Origin of the sequence: Prescottella equi, from assembly GCF_002094305.1 — a bacterium.
In the GTDB taxonomy this organism is placed as follows: Bacteria; Actinomycetota; Actinomycetes; order Mycobacteriales; family Mycobacteriaceae; genus Prescottella; species Prescottella equi.
This window is the reverse complement of record NZ_LWTX01000004.1, coordinates 145,650-167,087: the sequence shown is the minus strand read 5'-3', so window position 1 is coordinate 167,087 and position 21,438 is coordinate 145,650. Positions and strand designations below refer to the sequence as shown.

Annotated in this window: 20 protein-coding genes and 1 tRNA gene; 12 read left to right on the top strand and 9 right to left on the bottom strand. The window is 69.3% G+C overall.

Translation table 11 applies throughout. The features are described from left to right. Window positions 1-109: 109 nt before the first annotated feature. Window positions 110-1,105, top strand: a complete 996-nt coding sequence (locus A6I89_RS12995) for an NHL repeat-containing protein (RefSeq protein ID WP_022595895.1) — start codon at window positions 110-112, stop codon at window positions 1,103-1,105. 46 nt (window positions 1,106-1,151) lie between these two features. Beyond that, the gene (locus A6I89_RS12990; RefSeq protein ID WP_013415992.1) at window positions 1,152-2,222 is read left to right on the top strand and encodes a quinone-dependent dihydroorotate dehydrogenase; all 1,071 of its coding nucleotides are present in this window, start codon (window positions 1,152-1,154) and stop codon (window positions 2,220-2,222) included. A 61-nt stretch (window positions 2,223-2,283) separates the two neighbouring features. Here A6I89_RS12990 and A6I89_RS12985 read toward each other — a convergent pair whose 3' ends face one another. Further along, window positions 2,284-2,814, bottom strand: coding sequence for a YbhB/YbcL family Raf kinase inhibitor-like protein (locus A6I89_RS12985; protein WP_005513280.1), 531 nt, complete (start codon window positions 2,812-2,814; stop codon window positions 2,284-2,286). Window positions 2,815-2,834: 20 nt separating this feature from the next. Next, window positions 2,835-4,190, bottom strand: a complete 1,356-nt coding sequence (locus A6I89_RS12980; RefSeq protein WP_013415991.1) for a M20/M25/M40 family metallo-hydrolase — start codon at window positions 4,188-4,190, stop codon at window positions 2,835-2,837. 208 nt (window positions 4,191-4,398) lie between these two features. Between A6I89_RS12980 and A6I89_RS12975 the strand changes: the two genes are divergently transcribed. Beyond that, a tRNA-Leu gene (locus A6I89_RS12975) sits at window positions 4,399-4,484 on the top strand. 94 nt (window positions 4,485-4,578) lie between these two features. On the opposite strand, the gene A6I89_RS12970 is transcribed toward A6I89_RS12975, so the two are convergent. Next, window positions 4,579-5,793, bottom strand: a complete 1,215-nt coding sequence (locus tag A6I89_RS12970; protein WP_022595893.1) for a S8 family peptidase — start codon at window positions 5,791-5,793, stop codon at window positions 4,579-4,581. Window positions 5,794-6,004: 211 nt separating this feature from the next. Here A6I89_RS12970 and A6I89_RS12965 point away from each other — a divergent pair, with 211 nt between their 5' ends. From A6I89_RS12965 to A6I89_RS12950, 4 genes are all read left to right on the top strand, one after another. Then, the gene (locus A6I89_RS12965) at window positions 6,005-7,459 is read left to right on the top strand and encodes an SDR family oxidoreductase (protein WP_022595891.1); all 1,455 of its coding nucleotides are present in this window, start codon (window positions 6,005-6,007) and stop codon (window positions 7,457-7,459) included. A 91-nt stretch (window positions 7,460-7,550) separates the two neighbouring features. Next, entirely contained in the window at window positions 7,551-7,946 is a 396-nt protein-coding gene (locus tag A6I89_RS12960; protein WP_005513287.1) for a universal stress protein, read from the top strand. Window positions 7,947-8,003: 57 nt separating this feature from the next. Next, complete coding sequence (locus tag A6I89_RS12955) at window positions 8,004-8,381, top strand: DUF2784 domain-containing protein (RefSeq protein WP_044990968.1); 378 nt, start codon at window positions 8,004-8,006, stop codon at window positions 8,379-8,381. A gap of 41 nt (window positions 8,382-8,422) precedes the next feature. After that, on the top strand, window positions 8,423-9,673 hold the full coding sequence (locus A6I89_RS12950; protein WP_022595885.1) for a saccharopine dehydrogenase family protein: 1,251 nt from the start codon (window positions 8,423-8,425) through the stop codon (window positions 9,671-9,673). A 3-nt stretch (window positions 9,674-9,676) separates the two neighbouring features. Here A6I89_RS12950 and A6I89_RS12945 read toward each other — a convergent pair whose 3' ends face one another. Then, window positions 9,677-10,552: a class II glutamine amidotransferase gene (locus A6I89_RS12945; RefSeq protein WP_005513291.1), complete on the bottom strand. Its 876-nt coding sequence runs from the start codon at window positions 10,550-10,552 to the stop codon at window positions 9,677-9,679. Window positions 10,553-10,633: 81 nt separating this feature from the next. Further along, window positions 10,634-11,161, bottom strand: coding sequence for a DinB family protein (locus A6I89_RS12940; protein WP_022595883.1), 528 nt, complete (start codon window positions 11,159-11,161; stop codon window positions 10,634-10,636). A 149-nt stretch (window positions 11,162-11,310) separates the two neighbouring features. Here A6I89_RS12940 and A6I89_RS12935 point away from each other — a divergent pair, with 149 nt between their 5' ends. Next, entirely contained in the window at window positions 11,311-12,573 is a 1,263-nt protein-coding gene (locus A6I89_RS12935; protein WP_044990965.1) for a CoA transferase, read from the top strand. Here the strand turns inward: A6I89_RS12935 and A6I89_RS12930 are convergent. Continuing rightward, window positions 12,525-13,235, bottom strand: coding sequence for a lysoplasmalogenase (locus A6I89_RS12930; RefSeq protein ID WP_044991015.1), 711 nt, complete (start codon window positions 13,233-13,235; stop codon window positions 12,525-12,527). The genes A6I89_RS12935 and A6I89_RS12930 overlap by 49 nt on opposite strands. A 64-nt stretch (window positions 13,236-13,299) precedes the next feature. Between A6I89_RS12930 and A6I89_RS12925 the strand changes: the two genes are divergently transcribed. The 4 genes from A6I89_RS12925 (at window position 13,300) to A6I89_RS12910 (ending at window position 16,148) form a co-directional block, all read left to right on the top strand. After that, a complete protein-coding gene (locus A6I89_RS12925; protein ID WP_022595877.1) occupies window positions 13,300-13,779 on the top strand; it encodes an OsmC family protein in 480 nt (159 codons plus the stop codon). Further along, window positions 13,776-14,834: a nucleoside hydrolase gene (locus A6I89_RS12920; RefSeq protein ID WP_022595875.1), complete on the top strand. Its 1,059-nt coding sequence runs from the start codon at window positions 13,776-13,778 to the stop codon at window positions 14,832-14,834. Before A6I89_RS12925 ends, A6I89_RS12920 begins: the two co-directional genes overlap by 4 nt. A 97-nt stretch (window positions 14,835-14,931) precedes the next feature. Next, window positions 14,932-15,603 (top strand): ScbR family autoregulator-binding transcription factor, encoded by a 672-nt coding sequence (locus A6I89_RS12915; RefSeq protein WP_232244719.1) that lies wholly within the window; start codon window positions 14,932-14,934, stop codon window positions 15,601-15,603. Window positions 15,604-15,710: 107 nt separating this feature from the next. Beyond that, window positions 15,711-16,148: a VOC family protein gene (locus tag A6I89_RS12910; RefSeq protein ID WP_022595871.1), complete on the top strand. Its 438-nt coding sequence runs from the start codon at window positions 15,711-15,713 to the stop codon at window positions 16,146-16,148. 71 nt (window positions 16,149-16,219) lie between these two features. Here the strand turns inward: A6I89_RS12910 and meaB are convergent, their stop codons facing one another. Genes meaB through mutA form a run of 3 tightly spaced genes read right to left on the bottom strand, consistent with a single transcriptional unit; the run spans window position 16,220 to window position 21,397 of the window. Next, window positions 16,220-17,221 (bottom strand): methylmalonyl Co-A mutase-associated GTPase MeaB, encoded by a 1,002-nt coding sequence (gene meaB / locus A6I89_RS12905; RefSeq protein WP_022595870.1) that lies wholly within the window; start codon window positions 17,219-17,221, stop codon window positions 16,220-16,222. Continuing rightward, window positions 17,208-19,469 carry a methylmalonyl-CoA mutase gene (gene scpA / locus A6I89_RS12900; protein ID WP_022595867.1) on the bottom strand — a complete coding sequence of 754 codons (2,262 nt, stop codon included), beginning with the start codon at window positions 19,467-19,469 and terminating at the stop codon, window positions 17,208-17,210. Before scpA ends, meaB begins: the two co-directional genes overlap by 14 nt. Window positions 19,470-19,483: 14 nt before the next feature. Next, window positions 19,484-21,397, bottom strand: a complete 1,914-nt coding sequence (mutA, locus tag A6I89_RS12895) for a methylmalonyl-CoA mutase small subunit (protein WP_022595865.1) — start codon at window positions 21,395-21,397, stop codon at window positions 19,484-19,486. Window positions 21,398-21,438 lie beyond the last annotated feature (41 nt).

The following is a 21,438-nucleotide window of genomic DNA, read 5'->3' as shown; positions in this document are numbered from 1 at the left end:
GCGCGCCTCACGAACAGGCCGACTCGGATTCCGACGGTCGGTGTCGATCATGGATGCTAGAGGCGAGCGACCACGCAGCACCCCTGCATCATCTCCGAGGAGCACACCCATGCGAGTAACCGCACCGCGCATCACCGCTTGCACGATCGGGGCCGCGCTGCTGTTGCTCACCGGGTGCTCGAGCGAGAAGGACGGTGACGATCTCCAGACGATCGAACCGGCCACCGCTGCAGTCGCCCCGGCCGCCGCCATACCGTCCGGATCGGTCGAGTCCCTCGGTCGCCCGGTGGACGCTCTCGCGTTCGACCCGGCCACCGACACCACGGCGATTCTCACCGACGGCGGCGCGAACCTGCTGCTGCGAGGTGCGGGTGAGCCGCGCTCCGTCACGCTCGACGGCCGGGCCGTCGACATGACCGTCGCCGCCGAGGGCCGATTGCTGCTCCCGATGGACGGCCAGGTGCAGATCGTGGACGCGGCCTCCGGGGAGAAGTCGGCAGTCACCGTCGACGGCGACGCCCGGTCCGCTGTCTTCCTGCCCGACGGCAAGCTCGCCGTGGGTCTTGCCGGCGGCAAGGTTCAGCTCGTCGACCCCACCACGAGCGAGGTCACCGAGACGATCTCCGGGCTCGCATCGGTCGACGAACTCGCCCTCACCGACGGAGATCTGAGCGCCCTGGACCGCCGTCAGACGTCGCTCACCGAAATCGATCTGGGTGACTCGTCGCTCGGCATGGCGTTGCGCGCCGGCGAGGGCGCCACGCAACTCGTCACCGACGAGCACGAGCGGATCCTCGTCACCGACACCGCGGGGGACGAACTGCTGGTCTTCACGACCGATCCGCTGATGATGCGCCAGCGCTACCCCGTCCCGCACGCCCCCTACGCGCTCGCGTACGACAATCGCACCGACCTGGTGTGGGTGACACTCACGGGCAACAACAAGGTCGTCGGCTACGACCTGTCCACCGGCGTGCCCGTGGAGAAGAACCGTTTCGACACCGTCCGTCAGCCGAACTCGGTCACGGTCGACACCGCGACGGGCACGCTCGTCGTCGGGTCGGCCACCGGCGACGGCCTGCAGCGCATCCCGCTCGCGGGCTGATCGACACCACCCATCACGTTTCCGGCATCCTGCCTCGAGGAGATTCGTGTACTACCTGCTTCTTCGTCTGATGTTCCGGGTCCCCCCGGAACGCATCCACCATCTCGCGTTCGCGGCGATGCGGCTCGTCACGCGCTTCGCGCCGATCCGCGCGCTGGTCGCGAAGGTGCTCGTCGTGGACGATCCCGCGCTGCGCACCACGGCGTTCGGCGTCGACTTCCCGGCCCCGGTGGGCCTGGCCGCCGGCTTCGACAAGGACGCGACGGGTGTCGACACGTGGGGTCCACTGGGCTTCGGCTTCGCCGAGGTCGGCACCGTCACCGCGCAGGCGCAGCCCGGAAACCCGGCCCCGCGACTGTTCCGGCTGCCCGACGACCGGGCCCTGGTCAACCGGATGGGCTTCAACAACCACGGCGCCGGCAATGCCGCCAACCACCTCCGTCACCGTCGCGGCGACGTGCCGATCGGCGCCAACATCGGCAAGACGAAGATCGTCCCGGCCGAGGACGCACCGGGCGACTACACCGCGAGCGCCCGGTTGCTGGGCCCGCTGGCCGACTTCCTCGTCGTCAACGTCAGTTCCCCCAACACGCCGGGCCTGCGTGATCTGCAGGCCGTCGAATCGCTGCGCCCGCTGCTGCAGGCTGTGCTCGACACCGTGCACATCCCGGTGCTCGTGAAGATCGCGCCGGACCTGTCCGACGAGGACGTCGACGCGGTCGCCGATCTCGCGGTGGAGCTGGGGCTGGCCGGCATCGTCGCCACCAACACCACGATCTCGCGGACGGGGCTGAACACCCCGCAGTCCAGGATCGAGGAGATCGGTGCGGGCGGACTGTCCGGTGCGCCGGTGGCCGCGCGTTCACTCGAGGTGCTGCGCCGCCTGCACGGCCGGGTGGGCGACAAGTTGGTTCTGATCTCGGTGGGCGGTATCGAGACAGCGGACCAGGCGTGGGAGCGAATCCTCGCGGGCGCGACGCTCGTGCAGGGCTACACCGGCTTCATCTACGGCGGCCCCTTCTACGCCAAGAAGCTGCACAAGGGCCTGGCCCGCAAGGTTCGCGAGGCCGGTTTCCGGTCCATCGCCGATGCCGTGGGCGCCGGGGCACGAACGTAGCCCCGCACGCGTCGAGGGCCCGTCACCGTTGATCCGGTGGCGGGCCCTCGACGGTGGAAAGCTACTTCTGCTCGTAGGTTCCGGTGATCACCGCGCGCCCGATCGCGTGCGAGAACAGGTTGAAGCCGAGGAATGCCGGCTTCGAGTCCGCGGTGATGTCGAGGTGATCGACGTCCACCGCGTGGACCGCGAACATGTAGCGGTGCGGCCCGTGCCCCTTGGGCGGGCATGCACCCAGGTACCGGGCGAGACCGCCGTCGTTCTCCAGCGTCACGGCGCCGGCGGGCAGCCCGGATCCGTTCTCGTCTCCGGCGTCCGCGGCCAGCGACGTCGTGCCGACCGGGATGTTCGCGACCGCCCAGTGCCAGAAACCGGATGCGGTCGGGGCGTCCGGGTCGAACATCGTGACGGCGAAGCTCTTGGTCTCGGGCGGGAATCCCGACCACGACAACTGCGGGGACACGTCGTGGCCGCCCGCCCCGAAGATCCCGCTGACCTGATCGTTCTTCAGCGGCGCACCGTCCGTCACGTCGTCGGACGTCAGCGTGAAGGACGGCAGGGCGGGAAGGTCGTCGTACGGGTTGTGCGACATGTGGGAGTCCTCTCTCTCGATCAGCTGTGCATCAGGAAATGTTCCATCACCCGGGTGCCGAAGCGCAGGGCGTCGACGGGCACACGCTCGTCCACACCGTGGAAGAGCGCCGCGAAGTCCAGGTCCGGCGGCAGCCGCAGCGGCGCGAAGCCGAAGCAGCGGATTCCCAGGCGCGCGAATGCCTTTGCGTCGGTTCCTGCCGACAACATGTACGGCACGGTGCGCCCGTTCGGATCGTGCGCGAGGATCGCGTCGTTCATGGCGTCGACCAGATCCCCGTCGAACGTCGTCTCGTACGAGTCCAGCTTGGTGATCCATTCGCGAGTGACGTTCGGGCCGATCAGCGCGTCCACTTCCCGCTCGAACGCGGCCTGCCGCCCCGGCAGTACGCGGCAGTCGAACACGGCCTCGGCCGTCTGCGGGATGACGTTGGCCTTGTAGCCCGCCTTCAGCATCGTCGGGTTCGCGGTGTCGCGCAGTGTCGCACCGATGATGCGCGCGATGCTGCCCAGCTTCGCGAGGGTGCCGTCGATGTCCGGGGAGTGCGGATCGAAGTCGACACCGGTCTCCTCCGCCAGGACGGTGAGGAATTCGGCAACCGAGTCGGACATCACGAGCGGGAAGGTGTGGTTGCCCAGCCGGGATACCGCGTCCGCGAGGATCGTCACCGCGTTGTCCTCGTGCAGGAACGATCCGTGGCCCGCCGTGGCCTTCGCGGTCAGTCGCATCCACCCGAGTCCCTTCTCGGCCGTCTCGACGAGATAGAGGCGCTTCTCCGTGCCGTCCGCGCGCGGGACGGTCAGCGAGAAGCCGCCTACTTCGCCCACGGCCTCGGTGACACCCTCGAACAGATCGGGCCGGTGGTCGACGAGCCACTGGCACCCGTACTTGCCGCCGGCCTCCTCGTCCGCGACGAACGCGAACAGGATGTCGCGCGGGGGCACCGTGCCCTCGGCCTTGAACTGCCGGGCGAGCGCGAGCATCATGCCGCACATGTCCTTCATGTCGACCGCGCCGCGGCCCCACACGTAGCCGTCCTCGACTGCACCCGAGAACGGATGCACGCTCCAGTCGGCGGGCTCCGCGGGGACGACGTCGAGGTGGCCGTGCATCAGCAGCGTCCCCCGCGCCGGGTCCGCGCCCTTCAGTCGCGCGAAGACGTTTCCGCGCCCGGGGGCGCCCGACTCGACGTACTCGGTCTCGTAGCCGACCTCCTCGAGCCTCGCCTGCACCCACAGGGCGCACTCTCGCTCCCCCTTGGTCGTCTCGAGCTCACCGGTGTTCGACGTGTCGAACCGGATCAGGGAACTGACGAGCTCGACGACCTCGGATTCGGCGCGGCCCGGGGACCCCTCCGACGACCGATCCGACGTCACTGCTTCTCCATTTGCTGCCACCCCACTTTCCTACCACCGTCGGGCGCCCCACCGATGAACCGACAAGCCCACATATAAGCCGCAAAAACCACCCCTGACCAGCCGATTTTGGACCTGGCGCAATATCGGATAATCTTTCCAGGCACCCGGAGAACGGGGGCAGACGAAAAACAACTGAAGGCCCCGCGAACAGGCGGGAAAGCAACGAGTCCGAGTGGCGGAATGGCAGACGCGCTAGCTTGAGGTGCTAGTGTCCTATTAACGGACGTGGGGGTTCAAGTCCCCCCTCGGACACTCTGAGTTGAGACAGACGACGAAGACCCCGGTTCATCGAACCGGGGTCTTCGTCGTTCTCCATCCACCCCCCGAGATCGGTCCGCTCTCGTCGTCAGGAGCGCATGGTCCCGGCTCTCCGATCCACGCGGTGCGCCTCCGCCAGTTCCCGCACCGCGAGATCCTTGGCACACACCAACAGCGAGCCCAGCGCGCTCACGCGAGGAAACGTCGACTCGGTGTGATTGACGTTGTCGTGGTCGTCCGCACCGTCGTACACGACGGTCGAGCCTCGGGCCAGCCACCGCTTGACGTCCGCGACCGTCGGCAGATGCCCCGTCGTCCGCAGGTGGAACGACTGCAGCAACGCCACCACGCCCAGCACGACGGGTGTCGCCTGGCTCGCGCCGTACTGGATCGACTCACCGGTGTCGTTGAGGATGCCCGACGACGTGATCGGCGAGCCCGGTGCGAATGTGTCCGTCGCGCAAGGCCCTCCGATCGTCCGGTGCAGGCGCTGCGTGAACGGCGTCAGCCTGTCGGAGTCCGATGCGAACGCCTTGGCGCCGTCGCGGTACCGGAAGCTGCCCTCGTCGGCGTCGTACACCGCACCGACACTGATGGTCTGCCGGAAGATCGCCGGGTAACACATTCCCTGCATTCCGCCGTGCGCGTAGTAGTCGTTGCCGGCCGCGAGGCAACAGCACACGCCCTCGTCCGTCAGCTCCTGCAGCAGCGCCCCGATCGCGTCACCGGGCATGTCGGTGTCGGTGGTCCGGTTGTCGGCCGCGCCGGTGGCCAGGCACAGCGCCGAGATCCCCAGCATGGAGCGGCGGTCGAGGAGCCAGTCGAGCGCGTCACGGACGTCGGCGAACCGCCCGGTGCCGGCGTTCGACAGGACCTTCACGGGCACGATCCGCGCGTTCGGTGCGATCCCGGTGTGGATCCGCCCGGCGCAGGCGATCCCCGCGACGGACGTGCCGTGGCCGTGGCCGTCGGTCACCTCCGACGGGTCACCTCCGTAGTCGGACGTGAAGTTGCGGCCCGGCACGACACGTCCCGCGAAGTCGACGTGCGTCGACCGCAGGCCCGTGTCGAGGACCGCGACGGTGATTCCGGATCCCGACACGTTGAAGTCGCGGCGCGCATCCGGCGCCCGCACCAGCAGGTCCACCTCGGTCAGTTCCGGAAGAAACGGCCCGTCCTTCTGGAGCGGCGCTTCGACCGGTACGACGGCCTCGCCGTGCAGCGCCTCGAAGGTACCGACGACGGCGCCCGACCCCGACCGGTCCGTCGCGGATCGTCCGGAGGAACCGTTCGACTCGTTCATTGTCCTCACCCTCCTCGAGGGTCATCTCTCGAGCGGGGGCTGCCCGGGGGCAGTCCCCCTGGTAGCTCACATGCTCCTCCGGCGGGGCTGCCGTGTCACCAGCCCGGCGAGCGTGAATCGGCGACTCGTGCGGTCGGTAGAATGTCCGGTCGGCCCACCCACATCCGGGGCGAGCGGCCTCCACTCGAGATCAGGACTGAGTTACCCACCGATGGCACAACCGATGACCGGGATCGACCCCACCGACCTCGACGTCTGCCTGCGAGTGCTGTCGGAGGCATCCTCGCTCGACGCCGACCACCCCGACTCCGTCGCACTGCAGCGCGCCGTCGGCAACCTGTTCAAGAAGCTCAAGCGTCGTCGCCGCAACGAGACGCGCGACGCGGTCTCCGAGGCCGATCGCGCCGTCGTCGCCGCAACCGCGACGGGTTCGCCCGACCGCATCGACGACGAGACCGCCGGAATCCCGCTGACGTCGAACACGGTCGGCGCCACCGCGGGAACGCTCATCCGGCCGCGCCCGTGCTACATCTGCAAGCAGCGGTACACCCAGGTGGACGCGTTCTACCACCAGCTGTGCCCCGACTGCGCGGCCGCCAGTCACGCGAAGCGGGACCAGCGCACCGATCTGACCGGGCGCCGGGCCCTGCTCACCGGAGGCCGCGCCAAGATCGGCATGTACATCGCGTTGCGGCTGCTGCGCGACGGCGCCCACCTGACGATCACCACCCGGTTCCCGAACGACGCCATCCGGCGTTTCAAGGCCATGGAGGACAGCGCCGACTGGATCCACCGCCTGAGGGTGGTCGGCATCGACCTGCGCGATCCCGCGCAGGTGGTCGCGCTGGCCGATTCCGTTGCGGCGCAGGGGCCCCTCGACATCCTGATCAACAACGCTGCGCAGACGGTGCGCCGCTCCCCCGGGGCGTACAGCGCGCTGGCCGACGCCGAGTCCGGGCCGCTGCCGGCCGGCGAGCTGCCCGACGTCGTGACGTTCGGCAAGACCAGCGACGCGCACCCGGCCGCGCTGGCCGGTTCGCTGTCCACGTCCGCGCTGGCCGCGTCCGCGAATCTGACCGCCGAAGAGGTGAGTTCCCTCGCTCTCGTCGCCGGTTCCGCAACCCCGGCCCGGATCGAACAGGGTGTCGCGATCGACGCCGGCGGGCTGCTGCCCGATCTGGCGCACACCAACAGCTGGGTCCAGACGGTGAGCGAGGTCGATCCCATCGAGTTGCTCGAGGTGCAGCTGTGCAACTCGGTCGCGCCGTTCATCCTCGTCTCGCGGCTGCGTCCGTCGATGGCGGCGGCCGCGGCTCGGCGGAAGTACGTGGTGAACGTCTCGGCGATGGAGGGCCAGTTCAGCCGCGCCTACAAGGGCCCGGGCCACCCCCACACCAACATGGCCAAGGCCGCGCTGAACATGCTCACCCGCACGAGCGCCAAGGAGATGCTCGACGACGGCATCCTCATGACGGCCGTCGACACCGGCTGGATCACCGACGAGCGCCCGCACTACACGAAGCTGCGCCTGGCCGACGAAGGTTTCCACGCCCCGCTCGACCTGGTGGACGGCGCGGCCCGGGTCTACGACCCGATCGTGCAGGGCGAGGCGGGCGTGGATCTCTACGGGTGCTTCCTCAAGGACTACCGGCCGTCACCCTGGTGAGCGCGGAGAGCGACGTGTGCCACACCGGCATTCCGCCGCGGAGCGGGGATACTGGGTGGGCGTACCGATCACTCCCTGCTCTGGAGGCCTGATGGCGATTGCCGTTGCACACAGCGACAGCCCGGAAGGCCGCGTGGCCATGGTGTACGCCGCGCGGGAAGCCATGCAGCGTCGCGAACAGCTGCTCGTGTTGCAGGTGCTCGACGATGCCGGCAGCGACGCCGACCGCGAGGCCCTGCGCGCGGAGGTACAGACCGTGCTCGACGCCGGCGGAGTCGGCGAATCCCCGTGGGAACTGCGGACGTGCGAGCACAGCGGGGACCGCGTCGGCGCTCTCGTCGACCTCGTCGCCGACAGCGGCGCCGGACTGTTCGTGGCGGGCAGCAAACGGATGTCTCCCATCGGCAAGTTCCTGCTCGAACGGTCGCTGCAACGCATCCTGCTCGAGGTCGACGTTCCGGTGCTGGTGGTGAAGGAACCGCAGTAGCCTGGACCCAGGTCCCACTCCCGAAGACCCGTCCCGATTCGCCGGGGAGGTGGCGCGGTGCCGTATGGGTTTCTCGTGGACGCCACGGTCCTCGTCCACCTGGCGTTCCTCGGGTACGTGGTGGCGGGTGGCCTTCTCGCGTGGCGATGGCGTCGGACGATCTGGCTGCACGTCGCGGCGGTGGCATGGGGATCCGCCACGGTGGTCGTCGGATTCGACTGCCCTCTCACGCACCTCGAGAACTGGGCCCGGGGCAAGGCCGGGGAGCAGCAACTGCCGTCGGACGGATTCATCGCGCACTACCTGACCGGTGTGCTCTACCCGACCGACGCCCTCGACGTGGTCCGGGCACTCGTCGCGCTGTGCGTGGTGGCGTCGTGGATCGGTTTCGTGACGCTCCGGCATCGCGGTAGCGGCCGCCGCGCCCCCGTGTGACTTTCCTCGCACGATTTCTTACCCGCTAGTAGGGTCGTCGTATGACCTCTGAACAGCGCACCCGCACGCTCGACGTCGTCGTCTATGGCGCCACCGGATTCGTCGGGCGCCTGGTCGCCGAGTACCTCGCACGCAGCGCGCCGGGCGGTACCCGCATCGGCCTGGCGGGCCGCTCGATCGACCGGCTCGAACGCGTCCGGGCGGAACTGGGTCCGACCGCGGCGGATTGGCCGCTTCTGCGGGCGGACGCGAAGGACGAGCAGTCGTTGCGAGATCTCGCCGCCGCCACCCACGTGGTCGCGACCACCGTCGGGCCGTACGCCAAGTACGGGCTGCCGCTCGTCGCAGCGTGCGCGGAAGCGGGAACCGATTACGTCGACCTCACCGGGGAGACGCCCTTCGCGCGGGAGAGCATCGACCGCTTCCACGACAAGGCCGTCGCGAGTGGCGCCCGAATCGTCCACTCGTGCGGATTCGACTCGATCCCTTCGGATCTCGGCGTACACGTGCTGCACCGGCGCGTCCAGGCGGACGGTGCCGGTGACCTCACCGACACCACGCTGGTGGTCACCTCGATGCGTGGCGGCGTCAGCGGCGGCACCATCGATTCGTTGCGGACCCAACTCGATGCCACCAAGCGCGATGCCGAGCTGCGCCGGATCACCGTCTCGCCGTACTCGCTCAGCCCGGATCGGGCGGCGGAACCGGATCTCGGCCGCCAGCCCGACATGGCCCTCGTGCGCGGGTCGGACATCAGGCCGGGGATGGCGGGATGGAAGGCACCCTTCTTCATGGGCCCGTACAACACGCGGGTGGTCCGCCGCTCCAACGCCCTCTCCGGCTACGCATACGGCAAACACTTCCGGTACCGCGAGGTGATGAACGTCGGGTCGTCGTTCGCGTCCCCCGTGCTGGCCGGAGCCGTGGCCGCGGGCATGGGTGCGTTGGTCGGCGGATTGCTGTTCCCGCCGACCCGTTGGGTGCTCGACCGTGTGCTGCCCAAGCCGGGAGAGGGACCGAGCGAGAAGGCGCGGCGCAGCGGCCACTTCACGATCGACCTGTACGGCGACACGACGTCCGGCGCCCGCTACACCAGCCGAATCGCCGCGCAGGGCGACCCCGGGTACGCGGCGACGGCGGTCATGTTCGGCGAGTCGGCGCTGGCGTTGGCGTTGCAGCGCGACGAGCTACCCGATCGTGCCGGCGTCCTCACCCCCGCGACCGCGATGGGCGACGTGCTGGCCGACCGCCTGCGCGCTGCGGGATTCGAGATCCACGCCGAACCGGCCTGACCGTCAGGCGCCGCTCTGCCCCTGCGACGACGCGGCGTGCTCGGACAGATCCGCGAGTGTCAACCGATGGTTCGGCGGTCGCTCGCGGATCATCGTGCGGGTCACTTCGTGGTTCGGCCCCACGTGCAGAAGCTCGCCCGGGCACAACGACTCCCAGTCGGGATCCTCGTCCATCGGTTCGGTCGCGACCACGACCGCCGGCAGGGTTGCGAGCGCACCCGACCTGGCCCGGACGGTGCCCGCAGTGCTCGCGTGGTCGAGGTGTCGCCGCCCGCTGGGGCCTCCGGGACGGCGCCGCAGCACCATGAGGTCGTCGGTGTCCGGGTAGCGGAACGCCCACATCTGTTCCGCCTCGATCAGGACGAAATTGATCGAGAGCATCCGCAGGTTGTCGGCGATCCAGCCGACCGCGGCCGTGATCCCGGCAGCCACGTCGCCGTCGTTCTCGTCGATGTGCCGGGTGATGAGCGCGAAGTAGCGCTCGGAGTCGGTGTCCCCCTGCACCAGATCGCGGTAGTCCCCCAGTTCCGCCTCCAGCTTCGGCAGGTCCTCGATCACCCCGTTGTGCGCGAACAGTCGGCCCCTCTGCTCGAACGGGTGGGTGTCGGCGAGGTTGTTCGCGCCCGTGGTCGCGTACCGCACGTGCGCGACGAACGTGGCCGACTCGCGTTCCTTGGCCTCCCACGCGAACCGGCTGTCCTCGTACGCGGCGACGGGCTGTTTCTCGAGCCGTGGAGTCCCGTCCTCGGTGAACGTGCCCAAACCGGTCCCGTCCGGCATCCGCCGGCTCTGCTGGGCGAGGCTGTCCTGCGCATCGAGCAACCAGAAGGTGGCGTGCACGCGGTGCGGGGCGGCTGACATTCCGAACAGTCGACACATGGTCGTCGTCCTCCTGACGTCGAGGCCGGTCTCGCACCAGTATGAACGCGCACACCCTCCCGGTGTGCGCGTTCGCCGCCGTCAGAACTCCATACCGGCGTCGGCGCCCATCTGCATCGTCGTGTTCGCCCCGTCCAACGACTCGCGGATGATGTCCGCGTGGCCCGAATGGTGCGAAGTCTCGCGCAGCACGTGCAGCAGCACCCGGCGTGCGGTCCACCACTGCCGTTCCGGTGCCCACGGTGCGGTCGGCAGCGGGACGAGCAGGTCGAGGTCGTCGAGCGACGCGACCACCCGCGCGGTCTCCTGCGCGGTTGCCCGATAGTCGTCGAGCAGACCGGCGAGGGTCTCGTCCTCGGTCATCGTGTACGTCGCCATCGCAGTCTCCATGTCGAACTCCGCGGTCTCGTCGCGCTCGACGATCTTGCGCACCCAGTCCCGCTCGGTGTGGGTCACGTGCTTGACCAGACCCCCGAGCGTGAGGTCGCTCACGGTCGAACGCGTCCGGGCCTGCTCGTCGTCGATCCCCCGCACGGTGATCAGGAAGTTGTGGCGCTGATCGTCGAGCAGCGCAAGGATGTCGGCGCGTCCGCTGTCGATTCCACTCATGGTGTTTCGTCCTTCGGTCGGTGTGGGTCGAGCTCGATGAAGACCACGCTACGAGCTATTGCGGACACATTCGGTCCGCAATAGCGAGGCGGGCGAAACTCGGGTGTCGGCGGCAGGCGGATCCTCGGCCGGGCCCTAGCCTTCACGAGGTGACTCCCCCGACTCATGCGTTCCTGGCGGCCCGGTTGCCCGCCTTCGACCTCGCGGTGCACGCGGTGTCCGCATTCGCGACGGCAGCCGACGCGATGCGGGTCGCGACCGGGCACGCACCGCACGGGGTGACCATCGCTCCGGAGCGGATCGCCGCCTCGTTCGCCGGTGACCGGATGTTCCGCCGAGACGGCCGACCGGTCGCGGGGTTCGCGGAGCTGTCGGGCTTCTTCGACGTCGCGGACGGCTGGATCCGCACGCATGCGAACTATCCCCACCACCGCGCCCGACTGACCGACATCGTCGACCTGCCCGCGGACTGCTCGCGAGCAGAATTCGCCCGACGTGTCGCGACCCTGTCCGGCGCAGAAGTGGAGGAGCGGGCGGCCGCGGGCGAGGCGATCGCGGTCCGCGTCCGCACCGAGCAGGAGTGGGCATCGAGTGCCGCCGGTGTCGCGGCAGCGTCGGGCGCACTCGTGAGCGTTCACGCCCGCAGCGACCGGTCGTCGCACCGAGCGACGGGTACCGCCTTGCAACCGCTGACCGGGGTGCGCGTTCTGGATCTCACCCGCGTGATCGCCGGCCCGGTCGCGTCGCGCGCGCTCGCGTTGCTCGGGGCCGACGTGTTGCGGATCGATCCACCGGCCCTGCCCGAGATCGCGTGGCAGCATCTCGAGAACGGGCAGGGAAAGCGGACGGCGCTGCTCGACCTGCGGGACGCCGGTGGACTCGAACGGTTCCGGACACTGCTCACCCGCTCCGACATCCTGCTCACCGGGTACCGGCCGGGCGCCGTCGAGTCCCTGATCGGCGACGCCGCCGGGTACCGTCCCGGGTTGATCCACGGCCGGGTCTGCGCCTGGGGTCACCGCGGCCCCTGGGCCGGCCGCCGCGGCTTCGACAGCATCGTGCAGGCCGCGTCGGGCATCGCGCTGGTCGAGGGCGACGGACGGCCCGGCGCGCTGCCCGCGCAGATCCTCGACCACGCGTCGGGTTACCTGCTGGCCTCCGGCGTGCTGGACGCCCTCGCCCGCCGCCACCACGACGGCGGCGGACACGACGTCGACGTCTCCCTCGCGCGCACCGCAGCCTGGCTGCTCGCCGCTCCCGGTCGGCGCGCCGAACCGCCGGTCGCGGCGGCGCCGGGACCGGCCACGGTCGTCACCCGTGACGGGATCACCACGGCACGGCCACCGCTGCCGGAGTTCCCCGACTATCCCTTTCCGGCGAGAGCCTGGGGCGCGGACACGGCCGAGTGGTGACCCCGGTCTCGCGCGAGCACTCCCAGCACGATCAGCACCTGCGCAGCGATGTACGTCGCCATGATCCAGAATCCTTCCGCCGGGGGCTCGAACCAATCGGCGAAGGCGCCGAGCGCGATCATGCCGTCCGAGACCAGGAACAGACCGCCGCCGATCGCCGCGGTGCGCCCGAGTCCCGCCGACAGCACCGCCATGGCCCCGAGCGCTGTCCCGTAGACCAGTGCGGGAACCAGTAGGGCCCCGGCGCCCGGCGCGCACGCGGCGACGAGCAGTACGACGGCGACGGCGTACACCGCGACCAGGCCGGCGTGTCGGCGTATCACCCCGCGCCCGTTGAACGGCACGAAAGCGGCGATATACGTCGCTTGAGCCGCCAGGAAGAAGCCCACCATCAGCAGGAACGCCGTGTCCCCGTCGGCGAGGTCGGGGGCGGTGTCGCCGAGCCACGAGAAGCCCAGCGCGATCAGGACCAGAATCACCAGCCGCGTGCGCGGCGTCTCGGTCGACAGCCACACGATTGCCGCCAGCACAGGCATGAGGAACCACTGGGTGGCGTTCGCGACCGCGTCGGCATCGACTAGTTGGGCGGCGAGATGTGCGACCCCGAGGAGCCCGAAAACCGTCCAGGCGACCCGAACCGAACGGCTCCGCTGCGAGTTCATCGTCACATGGTAGGACCGGGACGCCGCGGCGCCGCCGAACCCCGGCTCGAGCCATGATGCTTGCATGGCCGACCACACCTACAGCCTCGAAGTCGAGTGGACCGGGAACCGCGGTTCCGGAACGAGCGGCTACCGCGAGTACGACCGCGAACACACGGTGTCGGCTCCAGGAAAACCGACGCTGGCGGGAAGCGCGGATGCCGCGTTCCGAGGCGTTCCGGAAGCGTGGAATCCCGAGGAACTGTTGGTCGCTGCGCTGTCCCAGTGCCACATGCTCTGGTATCTCGGGCTGGCCGCAAACGCCGGCATCGTCGTCACGCGGTACACCGACCACCCCACCGGCCAAATGGAAACGAACCCCGATGGCTCCGGCCAGTTCTCGGAGGTGGTGCTGGCACCGCAGGTGGTGGTGGCCGAGCCGTCGATGGTCGCGCGTGCCGAGCGCTTGCATGCCGACGCACACGACATGTGTTTCATCGCTCGTTCGGTGAACTTCGCCGTCGGGCACCGCTCCACGGTCACCGCAGACGGCGGTCCGCGATGATCGACCGCACCTCGCTCATCGTCGACGTGGACACCGGAATCGACGACTCGATCGCCCTGTTGTACCTGCTCGCCCGCGAGGACGCGGACATCGTCGCGGTTCTCTCGACCGCCGGCAACGTACCCACCGCGCAGGTCGCCGCCAACAATCTGGCGTGGCTGGAGCTGTGCGGGCGCACCGGCATCGAGGTCGCCGTGGGCGCCGACGGACCACTGTCCGTCCCGCTGCGCACCACCGAGGACACCCACGGGCCGCAAGGCATCGGATACGCCGAGCTGCCCGCCCCCGAACTGCGCCCGTCCGGGCGTTCTGCAGCCGACGCCTGGGTGGAGCTCACGCGCGAGCGGCCCGGTGAACTGGTCGGCCTCGTGACCGGTCCGTTGACGAACCTGGCGCTCGCGATCCGCGCGGACCCCGAACTCCCCCATCGGCTGAGGGGGCTGGTCGTGATGGGCGGCGCCTTCGAGTATCCCGGGAACACCACACCCGTCGCCGAATGGAACATCTCCGTCGACCCCGAGGCCGCGGCAGAGGTGTTCGCGGCGTTCTCCGCCGTCCCGCCCGAGCGGGCGCCCATCGTCTGCGGGCTCAACCTGACCGAGCGGATCGTGCTGACCCCGGACCACGTTCGACGGTTCGCGGAACTCGCCGGCAGCGCCCCGATCGAGGACATCGAGCCGACCGACCCGCCCGGACTCCGGTCCGCTGCATCGAACCCCCTGGTCCGGCACGTCTGCGACGCGGTGCGCTTCTACTTCGAGTTCCACCGCGACCATGCGCAAGGGTTCATCGCGCATCTGCACGATCCCTTCGCGGCGGCGGTCGCCCTCGATCCGTCGATCGCCACCTACCGAGCCGCCACTGTCGATGTCGAAACCGAGGGGCGGATCACGCGAGGACAGACGGTCGCCGATCGTCACGGACTGTGGGGAAGATCACCCAATGCCCGGATTGCGTGGGATACCGATGAGTCCGTTTTTCTCGAAGACCTGATCACCCGGCTGGCCGCCTTCGCGCGGCCCTTCGGACAGCAATCGGAGCGAACCGAACGGTAGCTCGACACTGGTACCGTTTCGTGATCTGGATGGGCGTCCAGTCGGCATGCCGGCTACGGCCAGACAGGTTGTTCAGTCGGGAAAAAAGGCGGTACACGTGGCACGACAGGCACGCGCCGTGGCAACACGGCAGCAGATCATCACCGGTGCGGCTCGAATGTTCGAGCAATCCGGATTCGAAGGAGCGAGCCTCGGCGACATCGTCGACGGTTCGGGAACAACCAAGGGCGCGCTCTATTTCCACTTCCGCTCGAAGGACGAGCTGGCTCGCGTCGTCATCGAGGAGCAACACCGTACATCGATCGAATCGGTTCGCGCGGTGACCGAGACGGGTGCGAGCCCGCTGCGGCAACTCGTGATGCTGTGCCACGAAATGGCGCGCCAGATCATTCACGATCCGGTCGTGCGCGCCGGCATGCGGCTCACCCTCGAGTTCGGTGGTTCGAGTGAACCTGCCCAGCCCTACGTCGAGTGGATCGCGAATGCGCAGCAGATCGTCGAGCACGGAATCGAGCTGGGTGAGATCACGAGCACCGTCGATCCAGCTTCCCTCGCGCGGTTCGTGATCGGGTCGTTCACCGGCGTGCAACTCGTGTCGCAGGTCCTCACGCTGCGCGCCGACATCGAGCAACGCGTCGACGACATGTGGGAGTACCTACTTCCCGCGATCGCCACCACCGAGGACGCCGCGGAACTCTCGGCGATTCGTGCGGCACGGTGGACCCCGCCTGCCGAGGCGGATCCCCAGGCATCGGACCCCGAGGCCTGAATCCATTCAGTCCCCCGTGCCCGCACTCAGGGCACGGGGGTTTCCGGGGTTCCGGGGGTTTCCGCTGTTTCCTGCACACCGCAGGGAACGGTGCGAGACTGCCGAGCATGGACCAGCACATCCACTTCGTGACGCTTGCGACGCCGGATCTCGATGCAGCGCGCGCGTTCTACTGCGGCGGGCTCGGGTGGGAAGCCCTACTCGACGTGCCCGGGGAGATCATCTTCTTCCAGACTGCGCCCGGCACGGTGTTGGGCCTGTTCGATGCCGAGAAGTTCCGTGAGGACATCGGACGGCCCGGCACACACGTCGCGACGTCGGGAATTACCTTCTCCCACAACGTCGACAGCGCCGAGGCAGTCGACGCCCTGGTCGCCGCTGCGGTGCGGGCGGGCGCCGCGCTGGTCAAGCATCCGCAGCAGGCCGCGTTCGGCGGCTATCACGGGCATTTCGCCGATCCGAACGGCGTGATCTGGGAGATCTGCCACAACCCGGGCTGGAGCGTCGACGCCGACGGACGGGTGCGGTTGACGACGGACATCTGAGAGCCGAACGACGCGAGGGCCCCGCACCGTACGGTGCGGGGCCCTCGCGTCGTGCCTGCTGCGAGACTGCGCTATTCGGCGCCGTCGAACGCGTCGAGGATCCGGTTCGCCGCCAGTGCCGCAGTGAGCGAGCCCTCCCGAACCTGGTCCTCGACCTCACTGCGGATCTTCCGGACGCGCTCGTTCGAGTCGAGGCGACGCAACAACTGGTCGTGCACCATCGACCACGTCCAGTCCACCTGCTGCTTCTGCCGCTTGCGTTCGAGTTCGCCCGCATCACCGAGGACCTGCCGATGCCGGAGCACTTCGCCCCAGAACTTGTCGACACCGATGTTCTCGAGCGCGCTCATCGTGAGCACGGGCGGCTTCCACAGCGCGTCGTGCGGGTAGATCAACCGCAGAGCACCGCTCAGCTCGCGGGCCGCGACGCGCGCCTCGGTCTCGTGCTTGCCGTCGGCCTTGTTGACGCTGACGATGTCGGCGAGTTCGAGGACACCTTTCTTGATGCCCTGCAACTGGTCACCGGTGCGGGCGAGGGTGAGGAAGGTGAACGTGTCGACCATGTTGGCGACCGTCACCTCCGACTGCCCGACGCCGACCGTCTCGACGAGGATCACGTCGTAGCCGGCGGCCTCGAGGAGCACCATCGTCTCGCGGGTCGCCTTCGCGACGCCGCCGAGCGTGCCCGACGTCGGGGACGGCCGGATGAAGGCGTTCGGTTCCACCGACAGGTTCTGCATCCGGGTCTTGTCGCCGAGGATCGAGCCACCGGTGCGGGTCGAGGACGGATCGACCGCGAGGACGGCGACCTTGTGGCCCAACGAGATCAGGTGCATCCCGAGGGCTTCGATGGTCGTCGACTTGCCGACGCCGGGCACACCCGTGATGCCTACGCGGATCGCGCTTCCGGCGTGCGGGAGCAGGCGCAGCAGCAACTGCTGCGCCTGCTCCCGGTGATCGGCCCGGGTGGACTCGACGAGCGTGATCGCCTTGGACACATCACTTCGCCGGCCCTCGAGGACCGCGTCACCGAGCGCAGCCAGATCGAGCGGCGGACGGTTAGTCGGCGGCAATCGGATCGTGTCCCAACTGCTCCGACAGCTTCTGCAGCAGACCGATCGCCGCGTCCGCGAGGACCGTGCCGGGCGGGAAGATCGCCGCGGCACCGGCCTGGTACAGCTCCTCGAAGTCACCCGGCGGGATGACGCCGCCGACCACGACCATGATGTCGGGGCGGCCCGCCGCGGCGAGCGCCTCCCGCAGCGCCGGCACCAGCGTGAGGTGACCTGCGGCGAGGGAGGACACGCCGACGATGTGGACGTCGGCGTCGGCCGCCTGCTGGGCGACCTCCTCGGGGGTCTGGAACAGCGGTCCCACGTCGACGTCGAAGCCGAGGTCCGCGAAGCCGGTGGAGATCACCTTCTGGCCGCGGTCGTGACCGTCCTGGCCCATCTTCGCGACGAGGATGCGGGGACGGCGTCCCTCCTCCTCGGCGAACTTCTCGACCAGTGCGATTGCGTTCGAGATGTTGCTCACCTTGCCTGCCTCGTCCCGGTACACACCACTGATGGTCCGGATCTCGGCCTGATGGCGCCCGTACACCTTCTCGAGCGCGTCCGAGATCTCGCCGCCGGTCGCCTTCGCACGCGCAGCGTCGATGGCGAGGGCCAGCAGGTTGTTCTCCATGCCGCCCTCGTTCGAGGCCGCGGCGCGGGTCAGCTCGGCCAGCGCCGCCTGGGTGGCGGCCTCGTCGCGCTCGGCGCGCAACTGCTGCAGCTTCGCGATCTGCTCGGCGCGCACCTTGGTGTTGTCGACCTTGAGAACCTCGATGCTGTCCGGCTCGTCCGGCACGTACTTGTTGACGCCGATCAGCGGCTGCCGGCCGGAGTCGATACGGGCCTGGGTGCGAGCCGCGGCCTCCTCGATGCGGAGCTTCGGGATGCCCTCACCGATGGCCTGCGCCATGCCGCCGGCCTCCTCGACCTCGGCGATGTGCGCGCGGGCACGGTTCGCGAGCTCGTTGGTGAGCCACTCGACATAGTGCGAGCCGCCCCACGGGTCGATCGGCCGGACCGTGTTCGACTCCTGCTGGATCAGCAGCTGAGTGTTGCGGGCGATGCGGGCCGAGAAGTCGGTCGGCAGCGCGATCGCCTCGTCGAGCGCGTTGGTGTGCAGCGACTGCGTGTGGCCCTGCGTCGCGGCCATCGCCTCGACACACGTGCGGCCGACGTTGTTGAACACGTCCTGCGCGGTGAGCGACCAGCCGGAGGTCTGCGAGTGGGTACGCAGCGACAGCGACTTGGCGTTCTTCGGCGCGAACTTCTCGACGAGCTCCGCCCACAGCAGACGCCCGGCGCGGAGCTTGGCGACCTCCATGAAGAAGTTCATGCCGATCGCCCAGAAGAACGACAGCCGCGGCGCGAACTTGTCGATGTCCATGCCCGCGTCGAGACCGGCGCGGATGTACTCGATGCCGTCGGCGAGCGTGTACGCCAGCTCCAGGTCGGCGGTCGCACCAGCCTCCTGGATGTGGTAGCCCGAGATGGAGATCGAGTTGAACTTCGGCATCTTCGCCGACGTGTACGCGAAGATGTCGGAGATGATCCGCATCGACGGCTTCGGCGGGTAGATGTAGGTGTTGCGGACCATGAACTCCTTCAGAATGTCGTTCTGAATGGTTCCGGCCAGCTGCTCGGGAGCGACGCCCTGCTCCTCCGCGGCCACGACGTACAGCGCCAGGATCGGCAGCACGGCGCCGTTCATGGTCATCGACACCGACACCTGCGACAGGTCGATGCCGTCGAACAGCTGACGCATGTCGAGGATCGAGTCGATCGCGACACCGGCCATGCCGACGTCACCCTGCACGCGCGGGTGATCGGAGTCGTATCCGCGGTGAGTCGCCAGGTCGAACGCGACCGACAGGCCCTTCTGACCGGACGCGAGGTTGCGGCGGTAGAACGCGTTGGACTCGGCCGCGGTGGAGAAGCCCGCGTACTGACGGATGGTCCACGGCTGGTTGACGTACATCGTCGGGTACGGGCCGCGCAGGAACGGGGCCGCGCCCGGATAGCTGTCGAGCGGGTAGCCGGCCGCCTCGGCGGCGTCCCGGTCGGCCTTGGTGTAGACGGGCTTGACGTCGATACCCTCGGGCGTCGACCACACGACCTGCTCGGCGGTGTAGCCGTTCGCGGCCGCGAGGTTCTCGACCAGCGCATCGGCCTGCTCCGCGGTGGGGGCAGGCGGCTGCGGGAAGTCCGGGTCCGTCAAGGCGACGTCGGCAAAGCTGCCGATGAGGTGCTTGACCTCGTTCGTTGTCACTTCGGTGCTCCCACTCACTCGTTGTCACCGGCGATCGCGCCGAGCAGTTCGGTCAGTGCCGCGACTGCGTCGATGCGGGCGGTGAGGAATCCGTCGGGACGCGCGGCGCCGTCCTCGACGTCGGCAAAGATCTTCTCGGGCCCCGCCAGCAGAACCTGCTCGATACCGGCTTCGCGGAGTGCCGTGACGGCCGCCGCGCCCTGCTCGCCGTAACGCTTGTCGGTGCCGCACAGCACCGCGATCTTCGTACCCGACTCCTTGACAGCCGTGGCGATGCCGCCGTCCGCCGGATCCAGCGGGCCCGGGTTGACGGCCTCGATGCCGCCGGAGGCGAGCAGGTTCGCGGCGAACGTGGTGCGCACGTTGTGTTCGGCGACCGAGCCCAGCGGCGCCAGAAGCACCTGCGGGCGAGCCCCGTTCGCGGCCAGGTAGGCATCCGAACGGTCGCGCAGCGCCTCGAACGCCGACGCGTAACGGGCGACGGGAGTGCCGGAGACGGCGGCTCCGGCCTCGGCGGCCCCCGCGGGCAGCGGCGCCTCGCTCAGGTTCGGGAACTCGTTGATGCCGGTGACAGCGGTCCGGCGATGCGCGATGTCGGCGTCTCGGGCGGCCTTCGTGGCGGCGATCCGGTCGGCGACGACACCGGCGGCGAGCGCGGCGCGGTAGCCACCGGCGGCCTCGATCTGCTGGAAGAACTCCCACGCCTTCGCCGCGATCTCTTCGGTGAGCTGCTCGACGTACCACGAGCCGGCACCCGGATCGAGGACGCGGCCGAGGTGGGACTCCTCGAGCAGCAGCAGTTGGGTGTTGCGCGCGATGCGCTCGGAGAACGACTTGGACACTCCCGCAGCGCCCGCGGGCAGCGCGACGTCGAACGGCAGCACCGTCACCGAGTCGGCGCCGCCGACACCCGCACCGAACGCGGCGAGCGTGGTGCGGAGCATGTTCACCCACGGGTCACGCTGCGACATCATCGCGGCGGAGGTGACCGCGTGCTGCACTGCGCCACCGAACTCGGAGGCGCCGCACACCTGCGCGACGCGCGCCCACACCTGGCGGCCGGCCCGGAACTTCGCGAGGGTCTGGAACTGGTCGTCGGTCGCGGCGAGACGGAACTCGAGCTGGCCCAGGGCCTCCGAGATGGTCAGGCCCTGCGCGGTGAGCGCGCGCAGGTACTCGACACCGGCGGCGATCGCGGCGCCGAGTTCCTCGGCGTCACCGGCACCGGCGTTATGGAAGTCGGTGCCGTCCACCATGAGGGCGCGGACCGTCTCGGTACGGGCCGCGGCGGCCGTGGCGAGCGCGACGGCGTCGTCCAGCTCCACACCGGAGGCGCCCGAGAAGGCGTCGGTCAGCGGCGAGGCAGCGAGGCCGATGCGGACCTGCGCCCGGTCGGAGACGCCGTCACCGGCAGCGGCGCGCGCGTCGAGCAGCGAGTAGAGCTGCTGCGCGGCGGCGGCGACGTCCGCGCCGGCGTCGAGGGTCAACGGGGCGAGGTCGAGCAGCACACCGGCCAGCGCGGCCTCGAGTTCGGCGACCGGCAGGTTCTTGCCACCGACCGACAGGGTGAGCGCGCTGACGCCGTTCTCCAGACCGTCGAGGACGGTGCGGTTGACCGCGGCGGCGTCCTGGGTGTCCTGCCCGAAGCGGGCGTTGACGAGCCAGCCGGAGTTGACGTCACGGCTCGCGTCGGCGCCACGGACGAACGGGAACTGACCGGGCAGCGGTGCCTCGGGAAGCTCGTCGCGACCGGAGTACAGCGGCGATACGGTCACGCCGTCGTACGTGGTGGTATCGAGAAGCTTCTGCGGCTCCGGGCCCAGCTCGGCGGCGTCGACTCGACGCGACTTGGCAAGCACGCCGGCGACGGCCTGCTGCCATTCCGAGTAGGCGCGCGCGGCGTCCTCGGCTTGTGAAGCTGGTGACACGGGGCGGCTCCCTCTCACTCTCGTGCATGATCGCTCGTGCG

Excerpts from the sequence above, each read along its gene's own strand:
- A6I89_RS12995 (WP_022595895.1), top strand. The coding sequence starts at position 110 with ATGCGAGTAACCGCACCGCGCATCACCGCTTGCACGATCGGGGCCGCG.
- A6I89_RS12985 (WP_005513280.1), bottom strand. The coding sequence starts at position 2,814 with ATGTCGCACAACCCGTACGACGACCTTCCCGCCCTGCCGTCCTTCACG.
- A6I89_RS12970 (WP_022595893.1), bottom strand. The coding sequence starts at position 5,793 with ATGAACGAGTCGAACGGTTCCTCCGGACGATCCGCGACGGACCGGTCG.
- A6I89_RS12965 (WP_022595891.1), top strand. The coding sequence starts at position 6,005 with ATGGCACAACCGATGACCGGGATCGACCCCACCGACCTCGACGTCTGC.
- A6I89_RS12960 (WP_005513287.1), top strand. The coding sequence starts at position 7,551 with ATGGCGATTGCCGTTGCACACAGCGACAGCCCGGAAGGCCGCGTGGCC.
- A6I89_RS12950 (WP_022595885.1), top strand. The coding sequence starts at position 8,423 with ATGACCTCTGAACAGCGCACCCGCACGCTCGACGTCGTCGTCTATGGC.
- A6I89_RS12945 (WP_005513291.1), bottom strand. The coding sequence starts at position 10,552 with ATGTGTCGACTGTTCGGAATGTCAGCCGCCCCGCACCGCGTGCACGCC.
- A6I89_RS12940 (WP_022595883.1), bottom strand. The coding sequence starts at position 11,161 with ATGAGTGGAATCGACAGCGGACGCGCCGACATCCTTGCGCTGCTCGAC.
- A6I89_RS12930 (WP_044991015.1), bottom strand. The coding sequence starts at position 13,235 with ATGAACTCGCAGCGGAGCCGTTCGGTTCGGGTCGCCTGGACGGTTTTC.
- A6I89_RS12925 (WP_022595877.1), top strand. The coding sequence starts at position 13,300 with ATGGCCGACCACACCTACAGCCTCGAAGTCGAGTGGACCGGGAACCGC.
- A6I89_RS12920 (WP_022595875.1), top strand. The coding sequence starts at position 13,776 with ATGATCGACCGCACCTCGCTCATCGTCGACGTGGACACCGGAATCGAC.
- A6I89_RS12910 (WP_022595871.1), top strand. The coding sequence starts at position 15,711 with ATGGACCAGCACATCCACTTCGTGACGCTTGCGACGCCGGATCTCGAT.